This is a genomic window from Achromobacter xylosoxidans, assembly GCF_001457475.1.
GTDB classification, from domain to species: Bacteria; Pseudomonadota; Gammaproteobacteria; order Burkholderiales; family Burkholderiaceae_B; genus Achromobacter; species Achromobacter xylosoxidans.
On record NZ_LN831029.1, the window covers coordinates 1,087,472 to 1,109,677 of the forward strand.

At 68.8% G+C, this 22,206-nt stretch carries 19 protein-coding genes and 1 riboswitch; of the genes, 11 read left to right on the forward strand and 8 right to left on the reverse strand.

Translation table 11 applies throughout. The features are described 5' to 3' along the window. Positions 1-73: 73 nt before the first annotated feature. Positions 74-1,378: a hypothetical protein gene (locus tag AT699_RS04965; RefSeq protein WP_024067859.1), complete on the reverse strand. Its 1,305-nt coding sequence runs from the start codon at positions 1,376-1,378 to the stop codon at positions 74-76. A gap of 222 nt (positions 1,379-1,600) precedes the next feature. Here AT699_RS04965 and AT699_RS04970 point away from each other — a divergent pair, with 222 nt between their 5' ends. The 5 genes from AT699_RS04970 to AT699_RS04990 all read left to right on the forward strand — a co-directional run bounded on the left by AT699_RS04970 (position 1,601) and on the right by AT699_RS04990 (position 7,120). Then, positions 1,601-2,302: a response regulator gene (locus AT699_RS04970; RefSeq protein WP_006388986.1), complete on the forward strand. Its 702-nt coding sequence runs from the start codon at positions 1,601-1,603 to the stop codon at positions 2,300-2,302. Next, on the forward strand, positions 2,302-3,849 hold the full coding sequence (gene risK / locus AT699_RS04975) for a sensor histidine kinase RisK (protein WP_024067860.1): 1,548 nt from the start codon (positions 2,302-2,304) through the stop codon (positions 3,847-3,849). Before AT699_RS04970 ends, risK begins: the two co-directional genes overlap by 1 nt. A gap of 103 nt (positions 3,850-3,952) precedes the next feature. Beyond that, positions 3,953-5,026, forward strand: a complete 1,074-nt coding sequence (gene ruvB / locus AT699_RS04980) for a Holliday junction branch migration DNA helicase RuvB (RefSeq protein WP_026382640.1) — start codon at positions 3,953-3,955, stop codon at positions 5,024-5,026. A gap of 94 nt (positions 5,027-5,120) precedes the next feature. After that, positions 5,121-6,086, forward strand: coding sequence for a threo-3-hydroxy-L-aspartate ammonia-lyase (locus tag AT699_RS04985; protein WP_024067862.1), 966 nt, complete (start codon positions 5,121-5,123; stop codon positions 6,084-6,086). A 113-nt stretch (positions 6,087-6,199) separates the two neighbouring features. Next, on the forward strand, positions 6,200-7,120 hold the full coding sequence (locus AT699_RS04990) for a complex I NDUFA9 subunit family protein (protein WP_024067863.1): 921 nt from the start codon (positions 6,200-6,202) through the stop codon (positions 7,118-7,120). A gap of 109 nt (positions 7,121-7,229) precedes the next feature. Here the strand turns inward: AT699_RS04990 and ruvA are convergent, their stop codons facing one another. The 6 genes from ruvA to AT699_RS05020 form a co-directional block, all read right to left on the reverse strand. Next, positions 7,230-7,802, reverse strand: a complete 573-nt coding sequence (gene ruvA, locus AT699_RS04995) for a Holliday junction branch migration protein RuvA (RefSeq protein WP_006388992.1) — start codon at positions 7,800-7,802, stop codon at positions 7,230-7,232. 99 nt (positions 7,803-7,901) lie between these two features. After that, positions 7,902-8,450: a crossover junction endodeoxyribonuclease RuvC gene (gene ruvC / locus AT699_RS05000; protein ID WP_006388993.1), complete on the reverse strand. Its 549-nt coding sequence runs from the start codon at positions 8,448-8,450 to the stop codon at positions 7,902-7,904. Continuing rightward, positions 8,450-10,039 (reverse strand): bifunctional phosphoribosylaminoimidazolecarboxamide formyltransferase/IMP cyclohydrolase, encoded by a 1,590-nt coding sequence (purH, locus tag AT699_RS05005; protein WP_024067864.1) that lies wholly within the window; start codon positions 10,037-10,039, stop codon positions 8,450-8,452. Before purH ends, ruvC begins: the two co-directional genes overlap by 1 nt. 103 nt (positions 10,040-10,142) lie before the next feature. After that, complete coding sequence (locus tag AT699_RS05010; protein WP_006217670.1) at positions 10,143-10,382, reverse strand: helix-turn-helix domain-containing protein; 240 nt, start codon at positions 10,380-10,382, stop codon at positions 10,143-10,145. Positions 10,383-10,418: 36 nt separating this feature from the next. Further along, the gene (gene dusB, locus AT699_RS05015; protein WP_035199573.1) at positions 10,419-11,444 is read right to left on the reverse strand and encodes a tRNA dihydrouridine synthase DusB; all 1,026 of its coding nucleotides are present in this window, start codon (positions 11,442-11,444) and stop codon (positions 10,419-10,421) included. A gap of 83 nt (positions 11,445-11,527) precedes the next feature. Continuing rightward, a complete protein-coding gene (locus tag AT699_RS05020; protein ID WP_020924983.1) occupies positions 11,528-12,697 on the reverse strand; it encodes a UbiH/UbiF/VisC/COQ6 family ubiquinone biosynthesis hydroxylase in 1,170 nt (389 codons plus the stop codon). Between the two features lie 80 nt (positions 12,698-12,777). Between AT699_RS05020 and AT699_RS05025 the strand changes: the two genes are divergently transcribed. Next, entirely contained in the window at positions 12,778-13,242 is a 465-nt protein-coding gene (locus tag AT699_RS05025) for a TM2 domain-containing protein (protein ID WP_024067865.1), read from the forward strand. Between the two features lie 82 nt (positions 13,243-13,324). Here AT699_RS05025 and AT699_RS05030 read toward each other — a convergent pair whose 3' ends face one another. Beyond that, on the reverse strand, positions 13,325-14,668 hold the full coding sequence (locus tag AT699_RS05030) for an aminopeptidase P N-terminal domain-containing protein (protein WP_020924982.1): 1,344 nt from the start codon (positions 14,666-14,668) through the stop codon (positions 13,325-13,327). 134 nt (positions 14,669-14,802) lie between these two features. Then, a riboswitch (yybP-ykoY riboswitch) is annotated at positions 14,803-14,965 on the forward strand. Between the two features lie 78 nt (positions 14,966-15,043). Between AT699_RS05030 and AT699_RS05035 the strand changes: the two genes are divergently transcribed. From AT699_RS05035 to AT699_RS05055, 5 genes are all read left to right on the forward strand, one after another. After that, on the forward strand, positions 15,044-16,048 hold the full coding sequence (locus AT699_RS05035; protein WP_006388998.1) for a sodium:calcium antiporter: 1,005 nt from the start codon (positions 15,044-15,046) through the stop codon (positions 16,046-16,048). Positions 16,049-16,492: 444 nt separating this feature from the next. Then, positions 16,493-16,825 carry a hypothetical protein gene (locus tag AT699_RS05040; RefSeq protein WP_006388999.1) on the forward strand — a complete coding sequence of 111 codons (333 nt, stop codon included), beginning with the start codon at positions 16,493-16,495 and terminating at the stop codon, positions 16,823-16,825. 415 nt (positions 16,826-17,240) lie between these two features. Next, positions 17,241-20,042, forward strand: coding sequence for a magnesium-translocating P-type ATPase (mgtA, locus tag AT699_RS05045; protein WP_024067867.1), 2,802 nt, complete (start codon positions 17,241-17,243; stop codon positions 20,040-20,042). Positions 20,043-20,096: 54 nt separating this feature from the next. Further along, entirely contained in the window at positions 20,097-21,203 is a 1,107-nt protein-coding gene (locus AT699_RS05050) for a porin (RefSeq protein ID WP_024067868.1), read from the forward strand. Positions 21,204-21,290: 87 nt separating this feature from the next. Continuing rightward, positions 21,291-22,178 (forward strand): cytochrome c oxidase assembly protein, encoded by an 888-nt coding sequence (locus AT699_RS05055; protein WP_102949892.1) that lies wholly within the window; start codon positions 21,291-21,293, stop codon positions 22,176-22,178. Positions 22,179-22,206: the final 28 nt, after the last annotated feature.

Here is a 22,206-nt window from a genome sequence, read left to right on the forward strand (position 1 = left end):
ATGGCAGGGATTTTAAGCCGCAAATCGGACCGCCCGGGCGCGGGCGGACATTTCCGTCCGTGGGCGGGCCGGCTCACCAGCTCAGCCAGGTGCCGCGCATGAAGGTGTCGACCGGCATGCTGAGATTGGCGCGCCATTCATAATTGCCGGAGATGATGTCGCGGTCGGCCCCCACCGCCAGCTTGACCTTGGGCGCCACGAACATGCTGTGCGACAGGCCGAGCCGCTGCTCGGCCAGCGCCGACCCTTCATGCAGGCCGGAATAGGTGCCACTGAGCGTGCCCCAGCCGGTGATCGGCACGCCGGCGGTCAGGGTGTTGCGGGTCTGCGGCGCCGCGGCCACGCCACCGGAATAGGTGGACAGGTCGCCGAAGCCGGCGCCGATCTGTTCGTTGGTGTAGCCCAGGTTGACCGCGTCGGCCACGTCCACGCTGTAGCCGAAGCGGTAGCGCCAGGCGCTGGCCGCATCGAACGAGCTCTGGGTGGCTCCCGCCTGGAACGTGCCGTACTCGCCCGCGGTGTAGGTGGTGCCCATGCCCCGGGTGGTCAGGGATGGCGCGCTCTGCATCTGGCCCTCCAGCGTCAGCACCGGCGTCAGCCCGTAGCGCACGGTGCTGTTGCCGACCGAGGCGCCGTAGTCGACCGCGCCGGAAGTGGCGGATGGGTCCATGCGGTTGAGCCGCCCGAGCGACGACGAATAGCCAAAAGTGCCTTCCGCCAGCGGCGCCGTGGTGCTTTGCAGGTTGGATATCTGCAACCCGCCCACCGGCGCGCTGCTGCCCCAGGTGGGGGCATTGGCGCTGATGTTGCCCACCGCGAACGACGGACCGCCGGTATTGCGGTAGATCCAGTTGCGGTCGCCGCCATAGCGCAGGCCGTCCTGGCCGCTGACCGAGGCGAACCAGGGGCGGCTTGGCCGCGACACGCCGGAGATCACCACCACCGGCACTCTTGGTATGTCCCCGTTTTCCAGGTCAAACGAGTAGCTGGGGGCGTCGGTCGACGCCGTGGCGGCCTGGGTGTCTTCGCAAGCCAGCGGGCCCGTGGCGGCGTCTCCGGACAGGGTCGAACCCGTCCCCGGTATGGCTTCGGCGCCGCCTCCGGCCACGCTGGTGTCCATGGCCGGTTCGCTGGTCTGCAGGTCGCAGGGCGTCGGATCCAGCGGCACCGCCCGTGACGCCATCGACGGCGCCGGCCGCACCGGTATCGGCTGCACCGGCGCCAGCACGCCGATACCGCGCGCGACGTAGGCCGGAGCCGACGGGGAGGAAGAGGGCGCAGCGGGCGTGCCGCCAAACGCCGGCATCAACGGGCAGGCCAGGCCAGCCGTCAACGCCGAGTGCAGCAGCCGCCTGCGCCAGGATGCAGGGGCGACCATAACCGACAGTGTAAAAAGGGGGCGTTGCCCCTGCTGTAAACGATCTTTAGCAAACCGCACCAGCGTATGCGGGGCAATGGCGATATTTTAGGGCCAGTCCTGTCCGGCGGGTGACGCTGGCGCCAACGGGCCGGCATCGCCGGCAAACATCGTGCAACAGGTATATTTCAGATGATTTCCCGGCTCTTGCCGCCGCGGGCGGACGGCTCCACTATGGCATCCATGGACAATCACCACACCAAGCTGCTGGTCGTCGACGACGATCCGGCCTTGCGCCAGTTGCTGGCCGACTACCTGAACCGTCACGGCTATGACACGCTGCTGGCGCCCGACGCCAGCGACCTGCCGTCGCGCATCACCCGCTACGCGCCCGACCTGCTGGTGCTGGACCGCATGCTGCCGGGCGGGGACGGCGCCGATGCCTGTCGCCGCCTGCGCGAGCAGGGCGAGGACATCCCCGTCATCCTGCTGACCGCCCGCGACGAGGCCGTCGACCGCATCATCGGCCTGGAGGCCGGCGCCGACGACTACGTCGGCAAGCCCTTCGATCCCCGCGAGCTGCTGGCCCGCATCGAAGCCGTGCTGCGCCGCAAGCGCGGCCCCTCGGCCCTCACCAAGGACGCGCCGGTCGCGTTCGGCCCGTTCCTGTTCGATCCGTCCACCCGCCAGCTGTCGCGCGACGGCACGGTGGTCAAGCTCACGGGCGGCGAAATCAACCTGCTCGAAGCGCTGGTGCGCAACGCCGGCAAGCCGCTGTCGCGTGAACGCCTGCTGGCGCTGGCGCGCGACGATGACGCCGGCGAACGTAACGACCGCGCCATCGACATCGCCATCCTGCGCCTGCGCCGCGTCATCGAGGACGATCCCAAGCAACCCCGCTGGATCCAGACCGTCTGGGGCATCGGCTACCGGTTCTCGCCCTGATGCGCTTCTCCGCCAGTTCCCTGGTGCCGCGCTCGCTGCGGGCGCGGCTGATCCTGCTGATCCTCGGGTCGGTGCTGCTGACGCAGGCGGCCACGCTGGTCACGGTTTCGTACTTCCGCCACAAGTTCATGGAAGACGTGGCCATCGGCTACATCACCACCACCATCCGCACCCTGCGCGCCGCCGTGTCGCAGGTCCCCGCCGAAGACCGCGCCGATTTCGTGCGCGCGGCCTCGCAGAACCAATGGCGCCTGTGGTCGCGGGTGCTGCCGGCCGAAGCCAAGCTGCAGCGTTTCAACGGCCGCCGCCCGCCGCCGCGCGGCACGCAACGGCCACCGCCGCCGCCGCCACCGCCGAGCGCGCAGATCCAGGGCCCGCCACTGCCGCCGGAGATGCGCGACGAACACGAAGTCGAACAGGAGCGGGCCGAGCGCGAACGCCAGCGCGAGCATGAAGAACACATGCGCCGCTACAAGCCCGAACCCGACGATATCCGGCGCGATCTGAAGGGGCTGGTGCAGCAGCTGAACGAACGCCTGAACGACGGCACCCGGGTGGCGCTGTCGCGCGGCCCCACGCCCGAGATCTTCATCTCGCTGGCGCCCAATCCGGCCAGCGAGGACGCGCCGCGCCTGCGCGAATGGCTGGTGATCCCGCTGGACCGCCTCGACCCGCCCGTGGCCACGCCGCTGATCGCCGCCTGGCTGGGCGGGCTGGGGCTGCTGCTGTTGCTGGCGGTGGGGTTCTCCTGGCACATCACGCGTCCCATCACCCGCCTGGCCGACGCCGCCGACCGCCTGGCCGCCGGCCAGCCGCAACGGGTCGAACCTTCAGGTCCGCACGAAACCCGTGTGCTGGGCGAGCGCTTCAACGCCATGCTGGATGCGCTGGCCGAATCCGACTCGGTGCGCCGCACGCTGCTGTCGGGCCTGCCGCACGACCTGAAGGGGCCGCTATCGCGCATGTGGCTGCGCATTGAGCTGGCCGACGATTCGGCCCTGAAGGAGGGCCTGCGCACCGACCTGCAGGACATGCAGCACATGGTCGACCAGTTCATCGGCTTCGTGCGCGGCACCGATCCCGCGGCCTACCGCTACGCGTCGATGGTGCTGCCCGATTGGCTCACCGAGCGCGTCAACGCCTGGCGCGGCGCGGGCACCGACATCCACCTCAAGACGGCCGACAGCGACGACGCCCTGGTGGTGCAGGGCGATGCCGTCGCGCTGGGCCGCCTGCTCGACAACCTGATCGGCAATGCCCTCAACCACGGCGCGCCGCCGGTTGACGTCAGCCTGCGGCGCGAAGGCCGCCAGGCGGTGCTGGACGTGGCGGACCACGGCCCCGGCATCGTGCCGGAACGCCGCCAGGAAGCGCTGCGTCCGTTCAGCCGCCTGGACGATGCCCGGACCCGTACCGGCAGCGTCGGCCTGGGGCTGGCGCTGGCCGAAGCCATCGCCCGCGCCCATGGCGGCTCGCTGGAGTTGCTGCAGGCCGAGTCCGGAGGCCTGTGCGTGCGGGTCAAGCTGCCGGTGGCGGAAGGCGCCTGACCCCGCCCCCGCCAGGGCGTGGCGGGGCGGAATCCGGTCCCGGGGGGGCGGTGGTTACGGTACGATGCAGCATCCCGCTCAGTATCCAGTCGTTTTCCGCACCATGGCCATCCAGTCCGATTCGCTTTCCTCCCGTCCCGACGCGCCTCGCATCGTGGCGCCCCAGCCGGCGTCGCCCAACGAGGAGTCGATCGAACGCGCCCTGCGCCCCAAGGCGCTGGAGGAATATGTCGGCCAGCAGCGCGCCCGTGAACAACTCGAGATCTTCATCGCCGCCGCCCGCAAGCGCGGCGAAGCGCTCGACCACGTGCTGCTGTTCGGTCCGCCCGGATTGGGCAAGACCACCCTGGCCCACATCATCGCCCACGAAATGGGCGTGCAATTGCGCCAGACTTCCGGCCCCGTCCTGGAACGCCCGGGCGACCTGGCGGCGCTGCTGACCAACCTGGAAAAGAACGACGTCCTGTTCATCGACGAAATCCACCGCCTGTCGCCCGTGGTCGAGGAAATCCTCTACCCGGCGCTGGAGGACTTCCAGATCGACATCCTGATCGGCGAAGGTCCGGCCGCGCGCAGCGTCAAGCTCGACCTGCAACCGTTCACGCTGGTCGGCGCCACCACCCGCGCCGGCATGCTGACCAACCCGCTGCGCGACCGCTTCGGCATCGTGTCGCGGCTGGAGTTCTACAACGCCGACGACCTCGGCCGCATCGTCACCCGCAGCGCCGGCCTGCTCAATGCGGTCATCACGCCGGATGGCGCTGCCGAAGTGGCGCGCCGCGCCCGCGGCACGCCGCGTATCGCCAACCGCCTGCTGCGGCGCGTGCGCGATTACGCCGAGGTCAAGGCCGGCGGCACCATCGACGCCGATGTCGCCGGCCGCGCGCTGGCCATGCTGGAAGTCGATCCGCAAGGCCTGGACCTGATGGACCGCAAGCTGCTCGAGGCCATCATCCACAAGTTCGACGGCGGCCCGGTCGGCGTCGACAGCCTGGCCGCGGCCATTGGCGAAGAGCGCGACACCATCGAGGACGTGATCGAGCCCTACCTGATCCAGCACGGCTACCTGCAGCGCACGCCGCGTGGCCGCACGGCCACCCTGACCACCTGGCGCCACCTGGGCCTGACGCCGCCCGCCGGCGCCGCCAGCACCAGCGGCGAGCTGTTCGGCAAGTAAACCGTCCGGGCGTGGCGGCGGCGGGAACGCCGCCACGGGTTTATGATCCGGAGGTTTCGCTTCCGACTCTTTCCGCGTTCAAAGGACTGTTTCCATGTTGCCCGAACTGCCCACTTTCGACGATGTCGCGCGCGCCAGCGAGCGCCTGGCCGGCCACGCGCACCGCACGCCGGTGCTGACCTCGACCACGGCCGATGCCATCGCCGGCGCCTCGCTGTTCTTCAAGTGCGAGAACTTCCAGCGCATGGGGGCGTTCAAGTTCCGCGGCGGCTTCAACGCCATCGCGCGCCTGACGCCCGAGCAGCGCGCCGCCGGCGTGGTCACGTTCTCGTCGGGCAACCACGCGCAGGCGATCGCGCTGGCCTCCAAGCTGCAGGGCGTCAAGGCCACCATCATCATGCCGCTGGACGCGCCGGCGGCCAAGCGCGCCGCTACCGAAGGCTATGGCGGCCAGATCGTCACCTACGACCGCTACACCGAAGATCGCGAAGAGATCGCGCGCCGCATTCAGGCCGAGACCGGCGCCACGCTGATCCCGCCCTACGACCACGAGGACGTGATCGCGGGGCAGGGCACCGCGGCCAAGGAACTGTTCGAGGACGTCGGCGAATTGGATTACCTGTTCGTGTGCCTGGGCGGCGGCGGCCTGCTGTCGGGGTCGGCGCTGTCGGCGTACGCGCTCAGCCCGCGCTGCCTGGTCTACGGCGTCGAGCCCGAGGCCGGCAACGACGGCCAGCAATCGCTGCGCAAGGGCGAAGTCGTTCGCATCCCCGCGCCCAAGACCCTGGCCGACGGCGCCGCCACCACCCACCTGGGCCACCTGACCTTCCCGCTCATCCAGAAGCACGTGCGCGACATCGTCACGGTGACGGATGACCAGCTGGTCTCGACCATGAAGTTCTTCGCCGAGCGCATGAAGATGGTGGTGGAACCGACCGGCTGCCTGTCGTCCGCGGCCGTGCTGCAGGGCGTGGTGCCGGTGCGCGGCGCGCGCGTCGGCGTGATCATCAGCGGCGGCAACGTCGACCTTCCGGCCTACGGCAAGTTGCTGGCAAGCTGAGGGTCGGCGCCGGGCGTCGGCGGGATATCGTCCGGCGCTTTGGCCGCGCGCTTGCGGATGCGGCCCGTGCAGGGCAGAATCGGGCCTGAATCCTGAAGAACAGGGGCTGCTCCATGCGTATCCTTGTCATCGGCGGCACTGGCTTCATCGGCCGTCATCTCGTCGCCCGGCTTTCGGGTGGACAGCACCAGATCCTGGTGCCCACCCGCCGCTACGGCCAGGGACGAGAACTCCAGATCCTGCCCACCGTCACCCTGCTCGCCAGCGACGTGCACGACGACGACGCGCTCGACCGCCTGGCGCGCGACTGCGACGTGGTCGTCAATCTCGTCGGCATCCTGCACGGCAATGCGGGCCGCCCCTATGGCTCCGATTTCGCGCAGGCGCACGTGCACCTGCCGCAACGCATCGCCCGGGCCTGCCGCCGCCAGGGCGTGCGCCGGCTGCTGCATGTCAGCGCGCTGGGGGCGGATTCCAATGGCGGCAGCATGTACCAGCGTTCCAAGGGCGATGGCGAGGCCGCCATCCGGCAGGAGCTGGCCGATTGGCGCGAAGGGGGGTGGACGATGTTCCGCCCCTCGGTGGTGTTCGGGCCGGACGACAATTTCACCAACATGTTCGCGCGCCTGGCGCGCTGGCTGCCGGTGCTGCCGCTGGCCGGCGCGCACGCGCGCATGCAGCCGGTGTACGTGGGCGACGTGGTGTCGGCGATGCTGTCGGCGTTGGCCAACACGCATGCCTGCGGCAAGACCTACGAGCTGGGCGGACCGCAGGTCTACACCCTGGGCGAGATCGCGCGCCTGTGCGCGGGCTGGAGCGGCCATCCGCGTCCGGTGATGAGCGTGCCGATGGGCGTGGGCCGGATGCAGGCGTTGCTGTTCGAATGCTTGCCGGGGCGGCCGCTGATGTCGCGCGACAACCTCGATTCCCTGCGCAGCGACAACATCTGCGGGGCGCCGATGGCCCCCGAACTGAATGTGGTGCCGACCGGCCTGGAGGCGGTGGCGCCCGGCTACCTGGCGCCGGCGCGCTAGTGCGCGAAGCCTGCGTCGACGGGGGCAGCCCTGGGGCGTATCGCGCCTGTTGCCGCGACCAGCCCTGGTCGCAATGATCTGCGGGCGGCGCGGCCCAGGTGGCGCCCCTTCAGCGCACCAGGGCTTTCAATGCCTGCTTGATGCCGTCGGAGACGCCCACTCCCTCGGGCAACGTCTTCAGGGCCGACAGCGATTCCTTCTCGGAGTATCCCAGCGCCAGCAACGCGTTCAGGATGTCGGACTGGTTGTCGTGCACCGCGTGCGCGGTGGCGCCGATGTCCGCGCCCAGCTTGCCGCGCATTTCCAGCAGCAGGCGTTCGGCGGTTTTCTTGCCGATGCCGGGCACCCGCGTCAGGCGACCCGATTCCTGCAGCGTGATGGCCTGCGCCAGATCTGCCACCGACAGGCCCGACAGCACCGACAGGGCAGTGCGCGCGCCGATGCCGCTGACCTTGATCAGTTCGCGGAAGGCGCTGCGTTCGCCGGCGGTGGCGAAACCGTAGAGGATGTGGGCGTCTTCGCGCACGGTCAGGTGCGTGTACAGCGTGACGCGGGCGCCGGTTTCCGGCAGCGAGTACAGCGTGCTCATGGGCACGTCGATGTCATAGCCCAGACCGTTGACGTCCACGCAGACGGTGGGCGGCAGTTTCTCGATCAGGGTTCCGGTGATGCGTCCGATCATGGTGGCAGTGGCCTGGCAGAAGAAGAGGCCGCGTCAGTCGCGGCGAATGCGGGGATTCTATACGGGTCCGCGCGCCGCGTGGCGCGGGCCGCGGCGTTTTCAGCCCAGCAGGCGGCCGTTGCGGATGCGGGTCTTGCCGCTCAGGCTCAGGCGCGTGCCCAATTCCGTCAGCCGATCCTGCAAGGGCCCGACGTGGGCGTGGCAGATGGCGCAGGCCAGCGCGTCGGCCGAGTCGGGCGCGGGGGTGCCGTCCAGCGCCAGGAGGTGCTGCACCATCATCTGGACCTGTTCCTTGGCCGCGCGGCCGGTGCCCACCACCGCTTTCTTGATCTGCAGCGCGGTGTACTCGTGCACCGCCAGCGAACTGTCGGCCAGCGCGCACAGCGCCGCGCCGCGGGCCTGGCCCAGCAGCAGGGTCGAGGCCGGATTGGTGTTCAGGAAGACGATTTCCAGCGCGGCCACGTCGGGTTGCGTGTCGCGCGCCACCTGGCGCAGGTTGTCCAGGATGACCTTGAGGCGTTCGGATAGCGTCAGCGCCGGCGGCACCACGATGGTGCCGCTGGCGACATAACGCAGGCGCGGGCCGTCGGCATCGATCACTCCGAAGCCGGTGCGGCGCAGGCCGGGATCGATGCCGAGGACGCGCATCAGTGGCGGAAGTGGCGGGTGCCGGTCAGCACCATGGCGATGCCATGCTCGTCGGCCGCGGCGATGACTTCGTCATCGCGCACGCTGCCGCCGGGCTGGATCACGCAGGTCGCGCCCGCGGCCACCACCACGTCCAGGCCGTCGCGGAACGGGAAGAAGGCATCCGACGCCACCGCCGAGCCCTTCAGCGTCAGGCCGGCGTTTTCGGCCTTGATCGAGGCGATGCGGGCCGAGTCGATGCGGCTCATCTGGCCGGCGCCGACGCCCAGCGTCATGCCGCCGCCGACGAACACGATGGCGTTGGACTTGACGTACTTGGCGACCTTCCAGGCGAACGCCAGGTCGTTCATTTCCTGCTCGGTGGGCTGGCGCTTGGTGACGACCTTCAGGGCGTCGCGCGGCACGTTGTAGGCGTCCGGGCTCTGCACCAGCCAGCCGCCGCCGACGCGCTTGACGTCGAAGGCGTTCTGGCCCGTGCCCATCGGCACTTCCAGCACGCGCACGTTCTTCTTGGCGGCCAGGATGGCCAGCGCGGCGCCGTCATAGGCCGGCGCCAGCAGCACTTCCAGGAACTGGGCGCTGACGGCTTCGGCGGTGGCGGCGTCGACCGGGCGGTTGAAGGCGATGATGCCGCCAAAGGCCGAGGTCGGGTCGGTCTTGAAGGCCTGCTGGTAGGCGCCCAGCGTGTCGGCCGCCACGGCCACGCCGCAGGGGTTGGCGTGCTTGACGATGACGCAGGCGGGCGCCTCGAAGCTGCGCGCGCATTCCCAGGCGGCATCGGCGTCGGCGATGTTGTTGTACGACAGTTCCTTGCCCTGCAGCTGGCGGTAGTTGCCCAGCAGGCCGGCCGGACGCTGCGCGTCGACGTAGAACGCGGCGGTCTGGTGCGGGTTCTCGCCGTAGCGCAGGGCCTGTTCCTGTCTGACCTGCAGGGTCAGGGTGCCGGGCCATTCCTGGCGGGCCGGCACGGCGTCCTGCGCCGGTTCGGCTTCGGTCAGGCTGGTCAGGTAGGCGGCGATGGCGCCGTCGTAGGCCGCGGTGTGGGCGTAGACCTTGGCGGCCAGCGCCAGGCGCAGGCCGTAGGAAGTGCCGCCGCCCTGGTCCATTTCGGACAGCACGCGCGAGTAGTCGACCGGGTCGATCACCACGGTCACGCCACCGGCTTCGGTGCCGTGGTTCTTGGCGGCGGCGCGCAGCATGGCCGGGCCGCCGATGTCGATGTTCTCGACCGCGTCGGCGAAGGTGCAATCCGGCTTGGCCACGGTTTCGCGGAACGGATACAGGTTGACCACCAGCATGTCGATGCGATCGATACCGGCCGCCTTGATGGTGTCCATGTGCTCGGCGCTGTCGCGACGGGCCAGCAGGCCGCCGTGGATCTTGGGGTGCAGCGTCTTGACGCGGCCGTCCAGGATCTCGGGCGAGCCGGTGTGGGCGGCCACTTCGGTGACGGTCAGGCCGGATTCGGCCAGCAGCTTGGCGGTGCCGCCGGTCGACAGCAGGCGCACGCCGCGCGCGGCCAGGGCGCGGGCAAATTCAACGATGCCGGTCTTGTCGGACACCGAAAGCAGGGCGGTTTCGATTTTCATGGTGAGGGACGGGAGTGGGGCGCGTGCGCCTGTCTCGCTTCAGGTCGGGATGGGAAATCTGTCATGCGGGGCGCGCCAGCCGGCCCGCCCGCGCGGCAATGCGCTATACCTGGATGTTGTGGGCCAGCAGCTTCTTGCGCAGGGTGTTGCGCGTGATGCCCAGCATTTCGGACGCCCGCGACTGGTTGCCGCCGGACCGTTCCAACGCCACTTCGAGGACCGGGCGCTCCACGCAGCGCATCACCATGTCCCACATGTCGTGGGGCTCGGATTCGCCCAAGTCTTCGAAATAGCGCTCCAGGCTGGCGCGCACGCATTCTTCCAGGACATCTTTCTTGCTCATCGGAGTACAGATATTTTTATGTTGGTGTTGAGGCGGTCATGCCGCCAGCAGGGCTTTCGCGACAGGCGCCGGGTTGGGGTTGCCGTCGCGGGAAAGATTGAGGAACCAATCCGACACCGCCCGCCACTGGTCGCGGGTGTTGTCGATCAGGTTCATGCGGTCGCGGAACGAGTCCGCGTCCGGCAGGCCGTCCAGATACCACCCTATGTGCTTGCGCGCCGTGCGTACGCCGGTGTGTTCGCCATAGAAGCGGTAGTGGTCGTCGAGATGTTCGAGCAGCAGTTCGCGCATTTCCCCATAGCCGGGAGGGGCCAGTGTTTCGCCCGTGCGCAGGTAGTGGTCGACTTCGCGGAAAATCCAGGGACGGCCCTGGGCCGCCCGGCCGATCATGACCGCATCGGCGCCAGTGTAATCCAGGACGCGTTTGGCTTTTTCGGGCGAGTCGATATCGCCATTGGCGATCAGCGGGATTTTCAGCTCGGCGCGGACGGCGCGGATAGTGTCATATTCCGCCTCGCCCGTATAGAGGTCGGCGCGGGTGCGCCCGTGCAGCGTCAGGGCGGCGATGCCGGCATTTTCGGCCAGCCTGGCCACCCGCAGCGCGTTGCGGCTGTCGCGGTCCCAGCCGGTGCGGGTCTTGAGGGTCACGGGGACCCCCAGCGGCGCGCAGGCCTCGACCACGGCGTCCAGGATGCGGGCGATCAGGTCTTCGTGGCGCAGCAGGGCCGAACCCGAGGCCACATTGCAGACCTTCTTCACGGGGCAGCCCATGTTGATGTCGATGATGCGCGCGCCTTTGTTGGCATTGAACACGGCCGCTTCGGCCATCATGGCCGGGTCGGCGCCGGCGATCTGCACCGAAATGGGCGCGATCTCGCCGTCGTGGTTCAGGCGGCGCGAGGTCTTGACGCTGTCCCACAGCTTGGGGTTGCTGGCGGCCATTTCCGACACGGCGTAACCGGCCCCCAATTTCTTGCAGAGCTGTCGGAAAGGACGATCCGTCACGCCCGCCATGGGCGCGACCAGAACGTTGTTGGGAAGAGTCCACGGGCCTATGCGCATGGTCACATTTTAACCGGCTCGATCGAACCCCCATTTTTTGCTCCGCAACCGCTTGGTAACAGGCGGGCAAAAAAAGGGCGAGATCAGGCCCGGAAACCCTGCAGCAGATGGCGCGCCAGCGGCGCGCGCAGGGGCGCGGCCAGGTCCAGGCCCAGCAATGCCAGGCCACAGGCGTGTTCGACCGGCGCCAGGCCGGTGGCGAAGATGCGTGGCATCAGGTCGGTGACTCCGGCGGTGATGACCCGGTCGACCTGGCGCGCGCGGGCGAAGTCGTGCAGCGCGGGGTGGGGGGTGGCGTTTGGCTGGGCCAGCCAGCCGCCCAGGGACTGGGCCAGCCTGGCGGCGTCCCGCAGCCCCAGGTTGAGCCCCTGTCCCGCCACGGGGTGCAGGGTCTGCGCCGCATTGCCGATCACGGCCACGCGGCCCTGCACCAGGGCGCGGCGCGCGCTCAGCGCCAGCGGGAAGACATGGCGCGGCGCCTGGCACGTCAGGCGGCCCAGGCGGTCGCCAAAGGCCGCGCTCAGCGCCTGCGAGAAGGCGGTGTTGTCCAGCGCCGCCAGCTCGGCCGCGCGCTCGGGCGCGCTGCACCAGACCACCGAATAGGCGTCCGGCGTCTGCGGGTGCGGCAGCAACGCCAGCGGTCCTTCGGTGGTGAAGCGCTCCCAGGCCCAGCCGCGGCGCGGCAGGCTGGCGTGGGCGGTGGTCAGCAGGGCGTGCTGGCCGTACTCGCGGCGCACGTCGCTGCCCCCGGCGCCGTCGGACTGCACGGCGATGCGGCAGCTCAGCGCGGCATCGCCCTGGCTGATGCGCACGCCGTCGGCATCCTGGCCGTCCACCACGGCCGGCGGCCCGGACAGCAGCGTGACGCCGCTGGCGGCCACGCATTCTTCGAGGCGGGCGTGCAGCGCCGAGTAGGCGACCACGCAGCCCAGCTGCGGCACGTCGAAATCGGTATTGCGGATCACGCTGCGGCCGAGCCGGCCGCGCTGCGAGACGTGGATGTTGAGGATGTCCGCCGCCTTGGCGGGCCAGGCGTGCAGCGATTCCAGCAGCACGCGGCTGCCGTGGTTCATGGCCAGCACGCGCGGATCGGCCGCGGGCACGGCGGCGGCCGGCGTGACGGGCGCCGGCGACGCGCCCTGCAGCAGGGCGATGCGGGACGGGTCCGGCGCCACGCGCGCCAGCATCAACGCCAGGACACGCCCCACGGGGCCGGCGCCGAGAATCGCAATGTCGAAGGCGGAGATAGTCATGCCGGGATTTTACCCGTCCACTACAATCCGGGTCTGCCGGCGCGGCTTGGCGTGCGCGCCCCCTGCACAGGTTGATTGACATGACGCAGCTCCAGGCTTCATCTTCGCTGTCCGCCGCAATCCCGCGCCGTCCGCGCGGCAAGGTCGCCGTCGGCCTGCTGGCCTGCCTGTTCGGCTGGCTCGGGGCGCACTGGTGGTACCTGGGCCGGCGCCATGCCTGGCTGGTGACCGTGCTGGCGCTGCTCAGCCTGTTCTGTGCGTTCCGCTATTTCCCGGTCTGGTACGACAACCCGGCCTTCTTCCTGCTGTTCATTCCCATGATCGACGGTTTCATCGAGAGCGCGGTGTTCTCGCTGATGTCCGACGAGAAGTTCGACCGCCTCTACAACCCCGGGCTGCCGCCATCCCGCAAGACCGGCTGGGGGCCGGTGCTGGTCGCCATCCTGGCCTGCCTGGTCGGCGCCACCGTGTCCATGTTCGCCATCGCGATGGTGGTGGTCTACGTCTGGGTGGCGATGGGCTGGCTGGACGGCCTGACCCTGTAGACACCTGTAGGCAGGTCCCCCGTAGTGGGCAGATCCCCCCGGCCCCCCGCGGGCGGGCCTGGCGCGGCGCCCGCCCGCGCCATCATTCGCGCATCAGCGCCTCGATCTCGCCAGCCTGCACCGGCACGCCGCGCGTGATCAGCTCGCAGCCTTCGTCCGTCACCAGCGCGTCGTCCTCGGTGCGGATGCCGATATTCCAGTAGGCCTCGGGCACGTCGTCGGCCGGGCGCACATAGATGCCGGGCTCGATCGTCAGCATCATGCCGGTCTCCAGCGTGCGCCACGGGCGTTCGGCGCCGGGCGCCGCGCCCGGTTGGCGGTAGTCGCCCACGTCGTGCACGTCCAGCCCCAGCCAATGGCCGGTGCGGTGCATGTAGAAGCGGCTGTAGTCGCCCGACTCGATCACCCCGTCCAGCGAACCCTTGAGCAGTTTCAGGTCCAGCATGCCCTGCGCCAGCACGCGGACGGCGGCTTCGTGGCCGTCGTTCCAGCCGCGGCCGGGCGCGGTGGCCTGCGCCGCCGCTTCCTGGGCCGCCACCGTCAGATCGTACAGGGCGCGCTGCGGGCCGCTGTAGCGGCCGTTGACCGGAAAGGTGCGGGTGATGTCGCTGGCATAGCTGTCGACCTCGCAGCCGGCGTCGATCAGCACCAGGTCGCCGTCGCGCAGCACCGCTTCGCCGGCGGGGTAGTGCAGCACGCAGGCATTGGCGCCGGCCGCCACGATGCTGTTGTAGGCCACCGCCTGAGCGCCATGCCGGCGGAACTCGTACAGCAGTTCCGCTTCCAGTTCGTATTCGCGCATGCCGGCGCGCGTGGCCCGCATGGCGCGCGCATGGGCGCCGGCGGAGATCTTGGCGGCCCGCCGCATCGCGGCGATTTCGCTGGCGTCCTTGACCAGCCGCATCTCGGCCAGGATTGGCCGGATGTCCTGCTGGCGCGCGGGCGGCTGGTGGCCGCCGCGGCTGGCTTCGCGCGCGGCCGCCAGCCAGCGGTGCAGGCGGCCGTCGCCGCGCTTGTCGCCCGCCAGCGGCGCATACAGGGTCGGCTGGTCCTGCAGCAACTGCGGCACCAGTTCGTCCAGGGCGTCCAGCGCGTGCGCGTCGTCGAAGCCGAAATGCTCGGCCGCGGCTTCCGGGCCGAAACGCCGGCCTTCCCAGATCTCGTGTTCGATGTGGCGCGGGCGGCAGAACAGCAGGGCGCGGTCGGTGGCGCCGGCGATCAGCACCAGCCAGGCGCCGGGCTCGGTGAAGCCGGTCAGGTAGAAAAAGTCGCTGTCGTGCCGGTACGGGTATTCGGCGTCGCGGTTGCGGATCGCTTCGGGCGCGGTGGCCAGGATCGCGATGCCGCCGCCATCGGCGCGCATCCGGTCCATCAAGCGCTGGCGGCGGGCGGCGAAGGGGGCGATATCGGTGGGAGGCAGGCTCATGGGCAAAGGGGCGCAAGGCCCGGCGGGAAGCTGTGGTGCCACTTACTTTACCCGTCGTGCCGCCGATGCGACAGTCCGGCGCCATTCCCGCGCGCGGCGTGCGGATTCACTGGACTGTCACCGGCGGACTGCTACAATCGCGGCTCTGTCATTGGGGAGTAGCCATCCTTTGTCCCCAAAGGAGTTAGCGTCAACAGACTTGGTGGTTCGGTGCCGCACCGCGGTTTCCAGGACTCCATGGCGCTAACGGTCTCCATGCCGCGGTCCGCCCGCGCATGGATCAGCCAGGCGAGACCTTTGGCCGCGTAGCGTTCACCCTGGCCGGGCGAGCCGCTGCGTCGCGCCAATTGGTTTCTGCTCGTCCGGCTCGCCTATATGTTGCTCACCCTGTTCCTGTTTTTCCTGTCCGCGGCAGTCATCTATCTCGCCTGCGAATTCTTCGTCAATGGCGTTGAATGGGTCGGACATCGCTTCCAGCTCGGCGCCACCGCGACCGGCACGGTGCTGGCCGCCTTCGGCACCGCCTTGCCGGAAAGCGCCGTGACCTTCATGGCCGTGGTGTTCGGCGACACGCCCGAACAGAAGGACATCGGCGTCGGCGCGGCCATGGGCGGCCCGCTGGTGCTGGCGACGCTGGCCTATGCCGTGGTCGGCCTGGCCTTGTGGCGCGCGCGCCGCGGCCAGCCCGCGCAAGCCAACTGTATCAACGCGGACCAGCGCCGGCTGGCCCGCGACCAGGCCTGGTTCATGGGCATCTTCGTCTTCAAGGTCGGCCTGGGCCTGCTGGCCTTCGCCTGGAAACCCTGGCTCGGCATCCTGTTCCTGGCCACCTACGGCCTGTACATCAAGCGCGAACTGAGCAACGACGAGGACTGCATCGATTGCGAGGACCTGGAACCGCTCAAGCTGCGCCCGCGCGACGACAATCCGTCGATGTTCTGGGCCGCGACCCAGACGCTGCTGGCCCTGGTCGTGATTGCCGGCGCCTCGCACGTGTTCGTCAACCAGATCGAACTGCTGGGCATCGCCATGGGCGCCTCGCCGCACGTGGCCGCGCTGCTGCTGGCGCCCGTGGCCACCGAACTGCCGGAAATCATGAACGCGCTGATCTGGGTGCGCCAGGGCAAGGAACGCCTGGCGCTGGCCAACATCTCGGGCGCCATGATGATCCAGGCCACCATTCCCAGCGCGCTCGGCATCTTCCTGACGCCCTGGCTGCTCGATGGCCCGCTGCTGGCCGCCGGCCTGTTCACCATGCTGTCCATCAGCCTGCTGTGGCTGCGTTTCCGTCGCGCCGGCATGAGCGTGCCGGCCTTGTCGGCGGTGGGCGGCTTCTATGCCCTGTTCGCGGCCTATCTGGGCTGGCATTTCTACGCGTGACCGGGCAAGGGCGCGAGGCACCGCGGCCTCGCGCCTTTTTTTGCGCGCAAAAGCAATTTTTATGCCGGCAAACCTTGTCCATCAGTGGAAACCCGCGTAAAATTCTGCCCGTTATCCATCCCAGGAGCAGTCTTCGTGAATACCGATTCCGGCGAAAGTAGTCGATCTTGCATCGACGCCGCTGTTTGACAGGTCCACGCAGAACTCCGTCTGCCGCAACCTGTTGAACAGGTTGCGGTTGTATCCCCCGCCCCGGGTCTCGTGCCGGGCAGCAGCGCAAGCCCACGGCTTGCGGGGATTCTTCCCAACATAAACCGCCAGAACCGCCGCTAGTCGCAGCGTCAACGCGCGCGCACGTCTTTCCGTGCCCGTTCGCCTGGCGCCGTGTGCCTCGCGTGCGCGCGTATGCGCGAAAGCCGCTCCCATTACGCAATGGAGGTCGCTATGCGTTTCTTCGACTTGTTCCTGCGCCGCGCCGGCGTCGATCGTGCCACCGCCATGGGCCGCCGCCGCGGCACGTCGCGCCTGACGGTCATCTGCCCGCGCGATGAACTGGGCGCCCTGCGCAAGCAGATCTGCCTGGACTTCAGCGCCGCCGGGCTCGATGTGTCGCAAGTGCAGATCGACCAGGGGCGCGACCCCGGCCTGGCTTCGGCCTGCATCACCGTCAATTGCCCGCCCGAACTGCGTGGCGAACTGATGTCGCAAGCCCGTCGGCTCAGCGCCAATCCCGCCGTGCGCCACGTGCATTTCGGCGCGCAACCGCTGGCGGCCTGAAGCCGCCCGTCACCCCCAGGAGAGACCATGCCCAGTGCCTTAGACCCCGAGCCTCGATTGCGCCACGTGCGCGGCGCCGGCATGCCTGTCTGACCCGTCTTCTCCCTTGCGAGCCGACTGGCCGGATAGTCACCCGGTCTAGTACGGAATCCGCAGCCCCGAACCTCCGGCCAGGCCCGCTCCTCGCGCGCCACTGCCGCCGGCCCCGGTTCTCCCGCTAGTTTCCCGTTCCGCTTTCACGCACCCGGCGCGCCTCGACGCGATCCGGACACCGGCAACATCGCTCCGGTGCCTGCGCACGCCCGTACGGGGCGACCACGACCCGCCCGGGTCGCGGCCCCGTGCTGCCCGCGCGCGGCGCCTGGCGCCTGTCGTCCGTGTCTTCCATAACAACACCAATAACGGGAACACTACGATGTTCAAATTCCTCAAGACTTTTTTCTCGTCCGCGGCCGGGCTGCGGCGCTCTGGCCGGCACTTCCGGCGTTCGCCCATGCTGGAGCAGGGCGGCGGGCAGGCCGCGGCCGACACTTCCGATGCAGCGCGCCGCGCCAACCGCCGCATGCTGGATGTGGCGCAACAGGATTTCGATGCGCTGTTCGCCCTGTTCCGCAGCGGCCGCGGCGGCCTTTCCCAGGTCCAGGCCGAAGAGGCCCGCGCGCGCTACGGCGCCAATGAGGTCGACCACGAAAAGCCGCTGACCTGGTATGCCCATCTCTGGCAATCGTTCCGCAATCCCTTCAACCTGCTGCTGACCGGCCTGGCTTCGCTGTCCTGGGTCACGGACGTGTACATGGCCGAGCCCGACGACCAGTCGTGGAAGGGCGTCATCATCATCGGCTCGATGGTGGCGATTTCGACGCTGCTGCGTTTCGTGCAGGAACGCCGTTCCAACCGCGCCGCGGAAGCGCTCAAGGCGATGGTGCAGAACACCGCCACCGTGCTGCGCAGCGACCCCGCGGGCATGGCCGAGGGCGATGCCCGCCGTTTCTTCGGCGCCACGCTGCACGCCTGCGGTTCGCGCCAGATCGAGGTGCCGCTGGCGGAACTGGTGCCCGGCGATGTGGTGCTGCTTTCCGCCGGCGATATGATCCCGGCCGATTGCCGCATCCTGGGCGCCAAGGACCTGTTCGTGGCCCAGGCAGCCCTGACCGGCGAGTCGCTGCCGGTGGAAAAGTACGCAGTGCAACGCACCGCGACGGGCAACGCCCTGGAGTTGGAGAACATGGCCTTCATGGGAACCAACGTGGTCAGCGGCTCCGGCAGCGCGCTGGTGGTGGCGACCGGCTCCGGCACCTACTTCGGCCAACTGGCCGGGCGCGTGACCCAGGCTTCGCGCGTGCCGACGCAGTTCCAGCAGGGCATCAACCGGGTGAGCTGGGTGCTGATCCGCTTCATGCTGGTGATGGCGCCGATCGTGCTGCTGATCAATGGCTTCACCAAGGGCGACTGGCTCGAGGCGCTGCTGTTCGCGCTGGCCATCGCCGTCGGCCTGACGCCGGAGATGCTGCCGATGATCGTCACCGCCACGCTGGCCAAGGGCGCGGTCAGGATGTCCCGGCGCAAGGTCGTGGTCAAGCGGCTCGACGCGATCCAGAACCTGGGCGCGATGAACGTGCTGTGCACCGACAAGACCGGCACGCTGACGCAGGACCGCATCGCGCTCGAGCGCCACACCGATGTGTACGGCGCCACCAGCGACGACGTGCTGGCCTACGCCTATCTCAACAGTTACTACCAGACCGGCCTGAAGAACCTGCTCGACGTGGCCGTGCTGCGCCACGCCGAGGTCGAACGCAAGCTGGACCTGGCCGCCCGCTACCGCAAGATCGACGAGATTCCGTTCGATTTTTCGCGCCGCCGCATGTCGGTGGTGGTCAGCGAAACCGAAAACGGGCGTGAGCACCATGAACTGATCTGCAAGGGCGCGCTGGAGGAAATGCTGTCCGTCTGCACCCGCCTGCGGGTCGGCAGCGAGGTGCATCTGCTGACCGATGCGCGGCGCGCCGATATCCGTCGCGTGACGGCCGAACTGAACCGCGACGGCTTGCGCGTGATCGCGGTGGGCGTGCGCGAGCTGCCACCCACCCAGCAGGCCTATGGCGTGGCGGACGAGGCCGACCTGGTGCTGGTCGGATACATCGCCTTCCTCGACCCTCCCAAGGAATCCACTGGCCCGGCCCTGGCCGCGCTGCGCGATTCCGGGATCGAGGTCAAGGTCCTGACCGGGGACGTTGAACTGGTGACCCAGAAGGTGTGCCGCGAAGTCGGGTTCGAAGTCCGCAAGGTGTACCTGGGCGCCGAGATCGAGGCCATGGACGACGCCAGGCTGGCCGCGGCGGTGCGCGAGGCCAATGTGTTCGCCCGCCTGACCCCGGCGCACAAGGAGCGCATCGTGCGCATGCTGCGCGCCCAGGGCAACACCGTCGGCTTCGTGGGCGACGGCATCAACGACGCGCCGGCCCTGCGCGCCGCGGATGTGGGCATCTCGGTGGACTCGGCGGTCGATATCTCCAAGGAGGCCGCCGACATCATCCTGCTGGAAAAGAGCCTGATGGTGCTGGAGGATGGCGTGATCGAAGGCCGCAAGACCTTCTGCAACATGCTCAAGTACCTGAAGATGACCGCCAGCTCCAATTTCGGCAACGTCTTCTCGGTGCTGGTGGCCAGCGCCTTCCTGCCGTTCCTGCCGATGTTGCCGATCCACCTGCTGCTGCAGAACCTGATGTACGACATCTCGCAGACCGCGATTCCCTTCGACAATGTCGACGAGGAATTGCTCAAGAAGCCGCAGCAGTGGGACCCGGCCGGACTCGGGCGCTTCATGGTGTTCTTCGGCCCGATCAGCTCCATCTTCGACATCGCCACCTACGCGCTCATGTGGTACGTGTTCCAGGCCAACGCCCCCGAGCACCAGACCCTGTTCCAGTCCGGCTGGTTCGTCGAAGGCCTGTTGTCGCAGACGCTCATCGTGCATATGATCCGCACACGCAAGATTCCGTTCCTGCAGAGCCGCGCCGCCTGGCCGCTGATGGCGATGACGGTGATGGTGGTCGGGCTGGGGCTGTTCCTGCCGTTCTCGCCCCTGGCCGGCTACTTCCAGCTGCAGGCGCTGCCGTGGAGCTATTTCCCCTGGCTGGCCGGGATCCTGCTGAGCTACTGCGTATTGACCCAAATGCTCAAGGGTATCTGGGTGCGTCGCTACGGCTGGCAATAGTCAATTCGATATGTCCGGCGGCGGAGGGCCCGCCGCCGGGTTCAGGAGATGTGCATGAAAATCTCGACTGTTGCCACCACCCTGGTGGCGGGCGCGGCCAGTTGGCCGTTGGCCACCTGTGCGGCCGGCGGGGCGTCGGGCGTAGCGCTTTACGGCGTGGTCGACGCGGGCGTGGCCACCACCCATACCTCCGGCCAGGGCACGCACAACGGCCTGCTCAACGGCGGCCTGACCGACTCCCTGTGGGGGCTGCGCGGTTCCGAGGACCTGGGCGACGGCTGGAGCAGCCGTTTCCAGCTCGAAAGCGGTTTCGATCCGTCCACCGGCAAGCGCGCCGACGACGACCGCCTGTTCAACTACGGCGCCTGGGTGGGGCTGGCCCATGATAACTATGGCGACCTGCGCCTGGGGCGCCAGTACACGGTCGGCAAGACCTACGGCAACGCGCTGGAGCTGGCGTCATGGAAGGAAATGGGCATGGGCGCCACCTTCAAGGCCTCCGACAACTACCAGTTCAGCAACCTGGTCAACTATTACACGCCCACCTGGCAGGGCTTGCAGGCGGGCATCGGCTATTCCTTCGACGCCGACGGCCGCGACCGCTTCAAGACCGCGGCCAACAACCGCGCGCTGAGCCTGGGCCTGAAGTACGAGGACGGTCCCTTGCTGGCGGTCGCCACTTGGGACCAGTTGCGCCTGGCCGAGCCGCCGGCGGGCCAGGCGGGGCGGCCGCGGGCGGTGCAGCTCGGGGCGTCCTACGATTTCGAAGTCGTCAAGGTGTCGGTCGCCTGGTCGCGCCAGCGCAATGGCTATGTCGGGCTGGATGGTGGCGATCCGGACGGCCTGGGGCAGAACCTGGGGCCGGCGGCCTTTGCGCGCGGCGGCAGCGTCAACGCCTGGCTGCTGGGCGCCAGCGTGCCCGTGGGCCACGGCGCCGTGGTGGCGCAGTGGTCGCTGGCGCGGCCCGACTGGAAATGGGATGACGGTTCGACAGCGCGCAATGCGCAATTGGTGACATTGGGGTATACGTATGACCTGTCGCCGCGCACCACGCTCTACGCGTTCGCCGGCTACGCATCCAATTACACCCTGGACAACCAGTTCGACCCTGGCCATTCCCACACCTCGCGCTTCGGTACGGGCATTTCGCACCGGTTCTGAGCCGTACGGGGGCGGCCGGGTCTACTACAATCGACCCGGCTGCGTGTTCCGGCCCGAACCCGCCACGCCCCCGTCGGCATTTTCCGGATGACCCGCATGGACAGTCTCGAATGGCTCATACCCTGGGAGTTCTCTCCCACGCTGGTGGCCTCCTTCCTGGTGGCCATCGTGCTGTTCGTGCGCGGCCAGCGCGCGCATCACGTCACGGGCGCGCGCCGCGTGCTGTTCTGGACGGGCATGGTGCTGCTGTACCTGTCCATGCACACCCGCCTGGACTACTACGCCGAACGCATGTTCTTCATCCACCGCATCCAGCATCTGGTGCTGCACCACCTGGGGCCGTTGCTGGTGATGGCGGCATTTCCCGGGCAGGTCATGCGCGCCGGCCTGCCGATGGCCTGGCGCATCCGGCTGCGTGACTTCCTGCGCACCGGCGCCGGCCGCCTGACCGTGGCGGTGCTGACCAACAAGATCTTCGTGCCGACGCTGTTCGTGTTCCTGGTGCTGGTCTGGCTGATCCCGTCGGTGCAGTTCTATTCGATGCTCGACTGGCGGCTCTACCGCCTGATGAACTGGTCGGTGGTGATCAGCGGCTTCATGTACTGGAACCTGATCCTGGACCGCCGGCCCGCCCCGCCGGCCGCGATGACCCCGGGCGGCCGGGTGATTTCGCCGATCCTGACCATGTTGCCGCAGATGGTGGCGGGCGCCGTCATCGCCTTCACCGAAAGCGATATCTATCCCTTGTTCGAGCTGTGCGGCCGGGCCATCGCCATGTCGGCGCAGACCGACCAGACCATCGGCGGCCTGACCATGTGGATTCCCGCGGCGCTGGTCGAGGTGATCGGGTTGATGGTGGCCCTGGGGACGCTGATGCGTTTGTCGGCCAAGGGCCGCCTGCGCAAGGCCGATCGCGACGCCCTGGCGCGGGCGCGTCATGCGCGGCCGATTGGCCGCGCCCACGCAAGCGAGTGATCAGGCGGCCCGTGCGGCCGCCTCGTCG

Coding starts and splice junctions, on each gene's coding strand:
- AT699_RS04965 (WP_024067859.1), bottom strand. CDS start 1,378: ATGGTCGCCCCTGCATCCTGGCGCAGGCGGCTGCTGCACTCGGCGTTG.
- AT699_RS04970 (WP_006388986.1), top strand. CDS start 1,601: ATGGACAATCACCACACCAAGCTGCTGGTCGTCGACGACGATCCGGCC.
- risK (WP_024067860.1), top strand. CDS start 2,302: ATGCGCTTCTCCGCCAGTTCCCTGGTGCCGCGCTCGCTGCGGGCGCGG.
- ruvB (WP_026382640.1), top strand. CDS start 3,953: ATGGCCATCCAGTCCGATTCGCTTTCCTCCCGTCCCGACGCGCCTCGC.
- AT699_RS04985 (WP_024067862.1), top strand. CDS start 5,121: ATGTTGCCCGAACTGCCCACTTTCGACGATGTCGCGCGCGCCAGCGAG.
- AT699_RS04990 (WP_024067863.1), top strand. CDS start 6,200: ATGCGTATCCTTGTCATCGGCGGCACTGGCTTCATCGGCCGTCATCTC.
- ruvA (WP_006388992.1), bottom strand. CDS start 7,802: ATGATCGGACGCATCACCGGAACCCTGATCGAGAAACTGCCGCCCACC.
- ruvC (WP_006388993.1), bottom strand. CDS start 8,450: ATGCGCGTCCTCGGCATCGATCCCGGCCTGCGCCGCACCGGCTTCGGA.
- purH (WP_024067864.1), bottom strand. CDS start 10,039: ATGAAAATCGAAACCGCCCTGCTTTCGGTGTCCGACAAGACCGGCATC.
- AT699_RS05010 (WP_006217670.1), bottom strand. CDS start 10,382: ATGAGCAAGAAAGATGTCCTGGAAGAATGCGTGCGCGCCAGCCTGGAG.
- dusB (WP_035199573.1), bottom strand. CDS start 11,444: ATGCGCATAGGCCCGTGGACTCTTCCCAACAACGTTCTGGTCGCGCCC.
- AT699_RS05020 (WP_020924983.1), bottom strand. CDS start 12,697: ATGACTATCTCCGCCTTCGACATTGCGATTCTCGGCGCCGGCCCCGTG.
- AT699_RS05025 (WP_024067865.1), top strand. CDS start 12,778: ATGACGCAGCTCCAGGCTTCATCTTCGCTGTCCGCCGCAATCCCGCGC.
- AT699_RS05030 (WP_020924982.1), bottom strand. CDS start 14,668: ATGAGCCTGCCTCCCACCGATATCGCCCCCTTCGCCGCCCGCCGCCAG.
- AT699_RS05035 (WP_006388998.1), top strand. CDS start 15,044: ATGTTGCTCACCCTGTTCCTGTTTTTCCTGTCCGCGGCAGTCATCTAT.
- AT699_RS05040 (WP_006388999.1), top strand. CDS start 16,493: ATGCGTTTCTTCGACTTGTTCCTGCGCCGCGCCGGCGTCGATCGTGCC.
- mgtA (WP_024067867.1), top strand. CDS start 17,241: ATGTTCAAATTCCTCAAGACTTTTTTCTCGTCCGCGGCCGGGCTGCGG.
- AT699_RS05050 (WP_024067868.1), top strand. CDS start 20,097: ATGAAAATCTCGACTGTTGCCACCACCCTGGTGGCGGGCGCGGCCAGT.
- AT699_RS05055 (WP_102949892.1), top strand. CDS start 21,291: ATGACCCGCATGGACAGTCTCGAATGGCTCATACCCTGGGAGTTCTCT.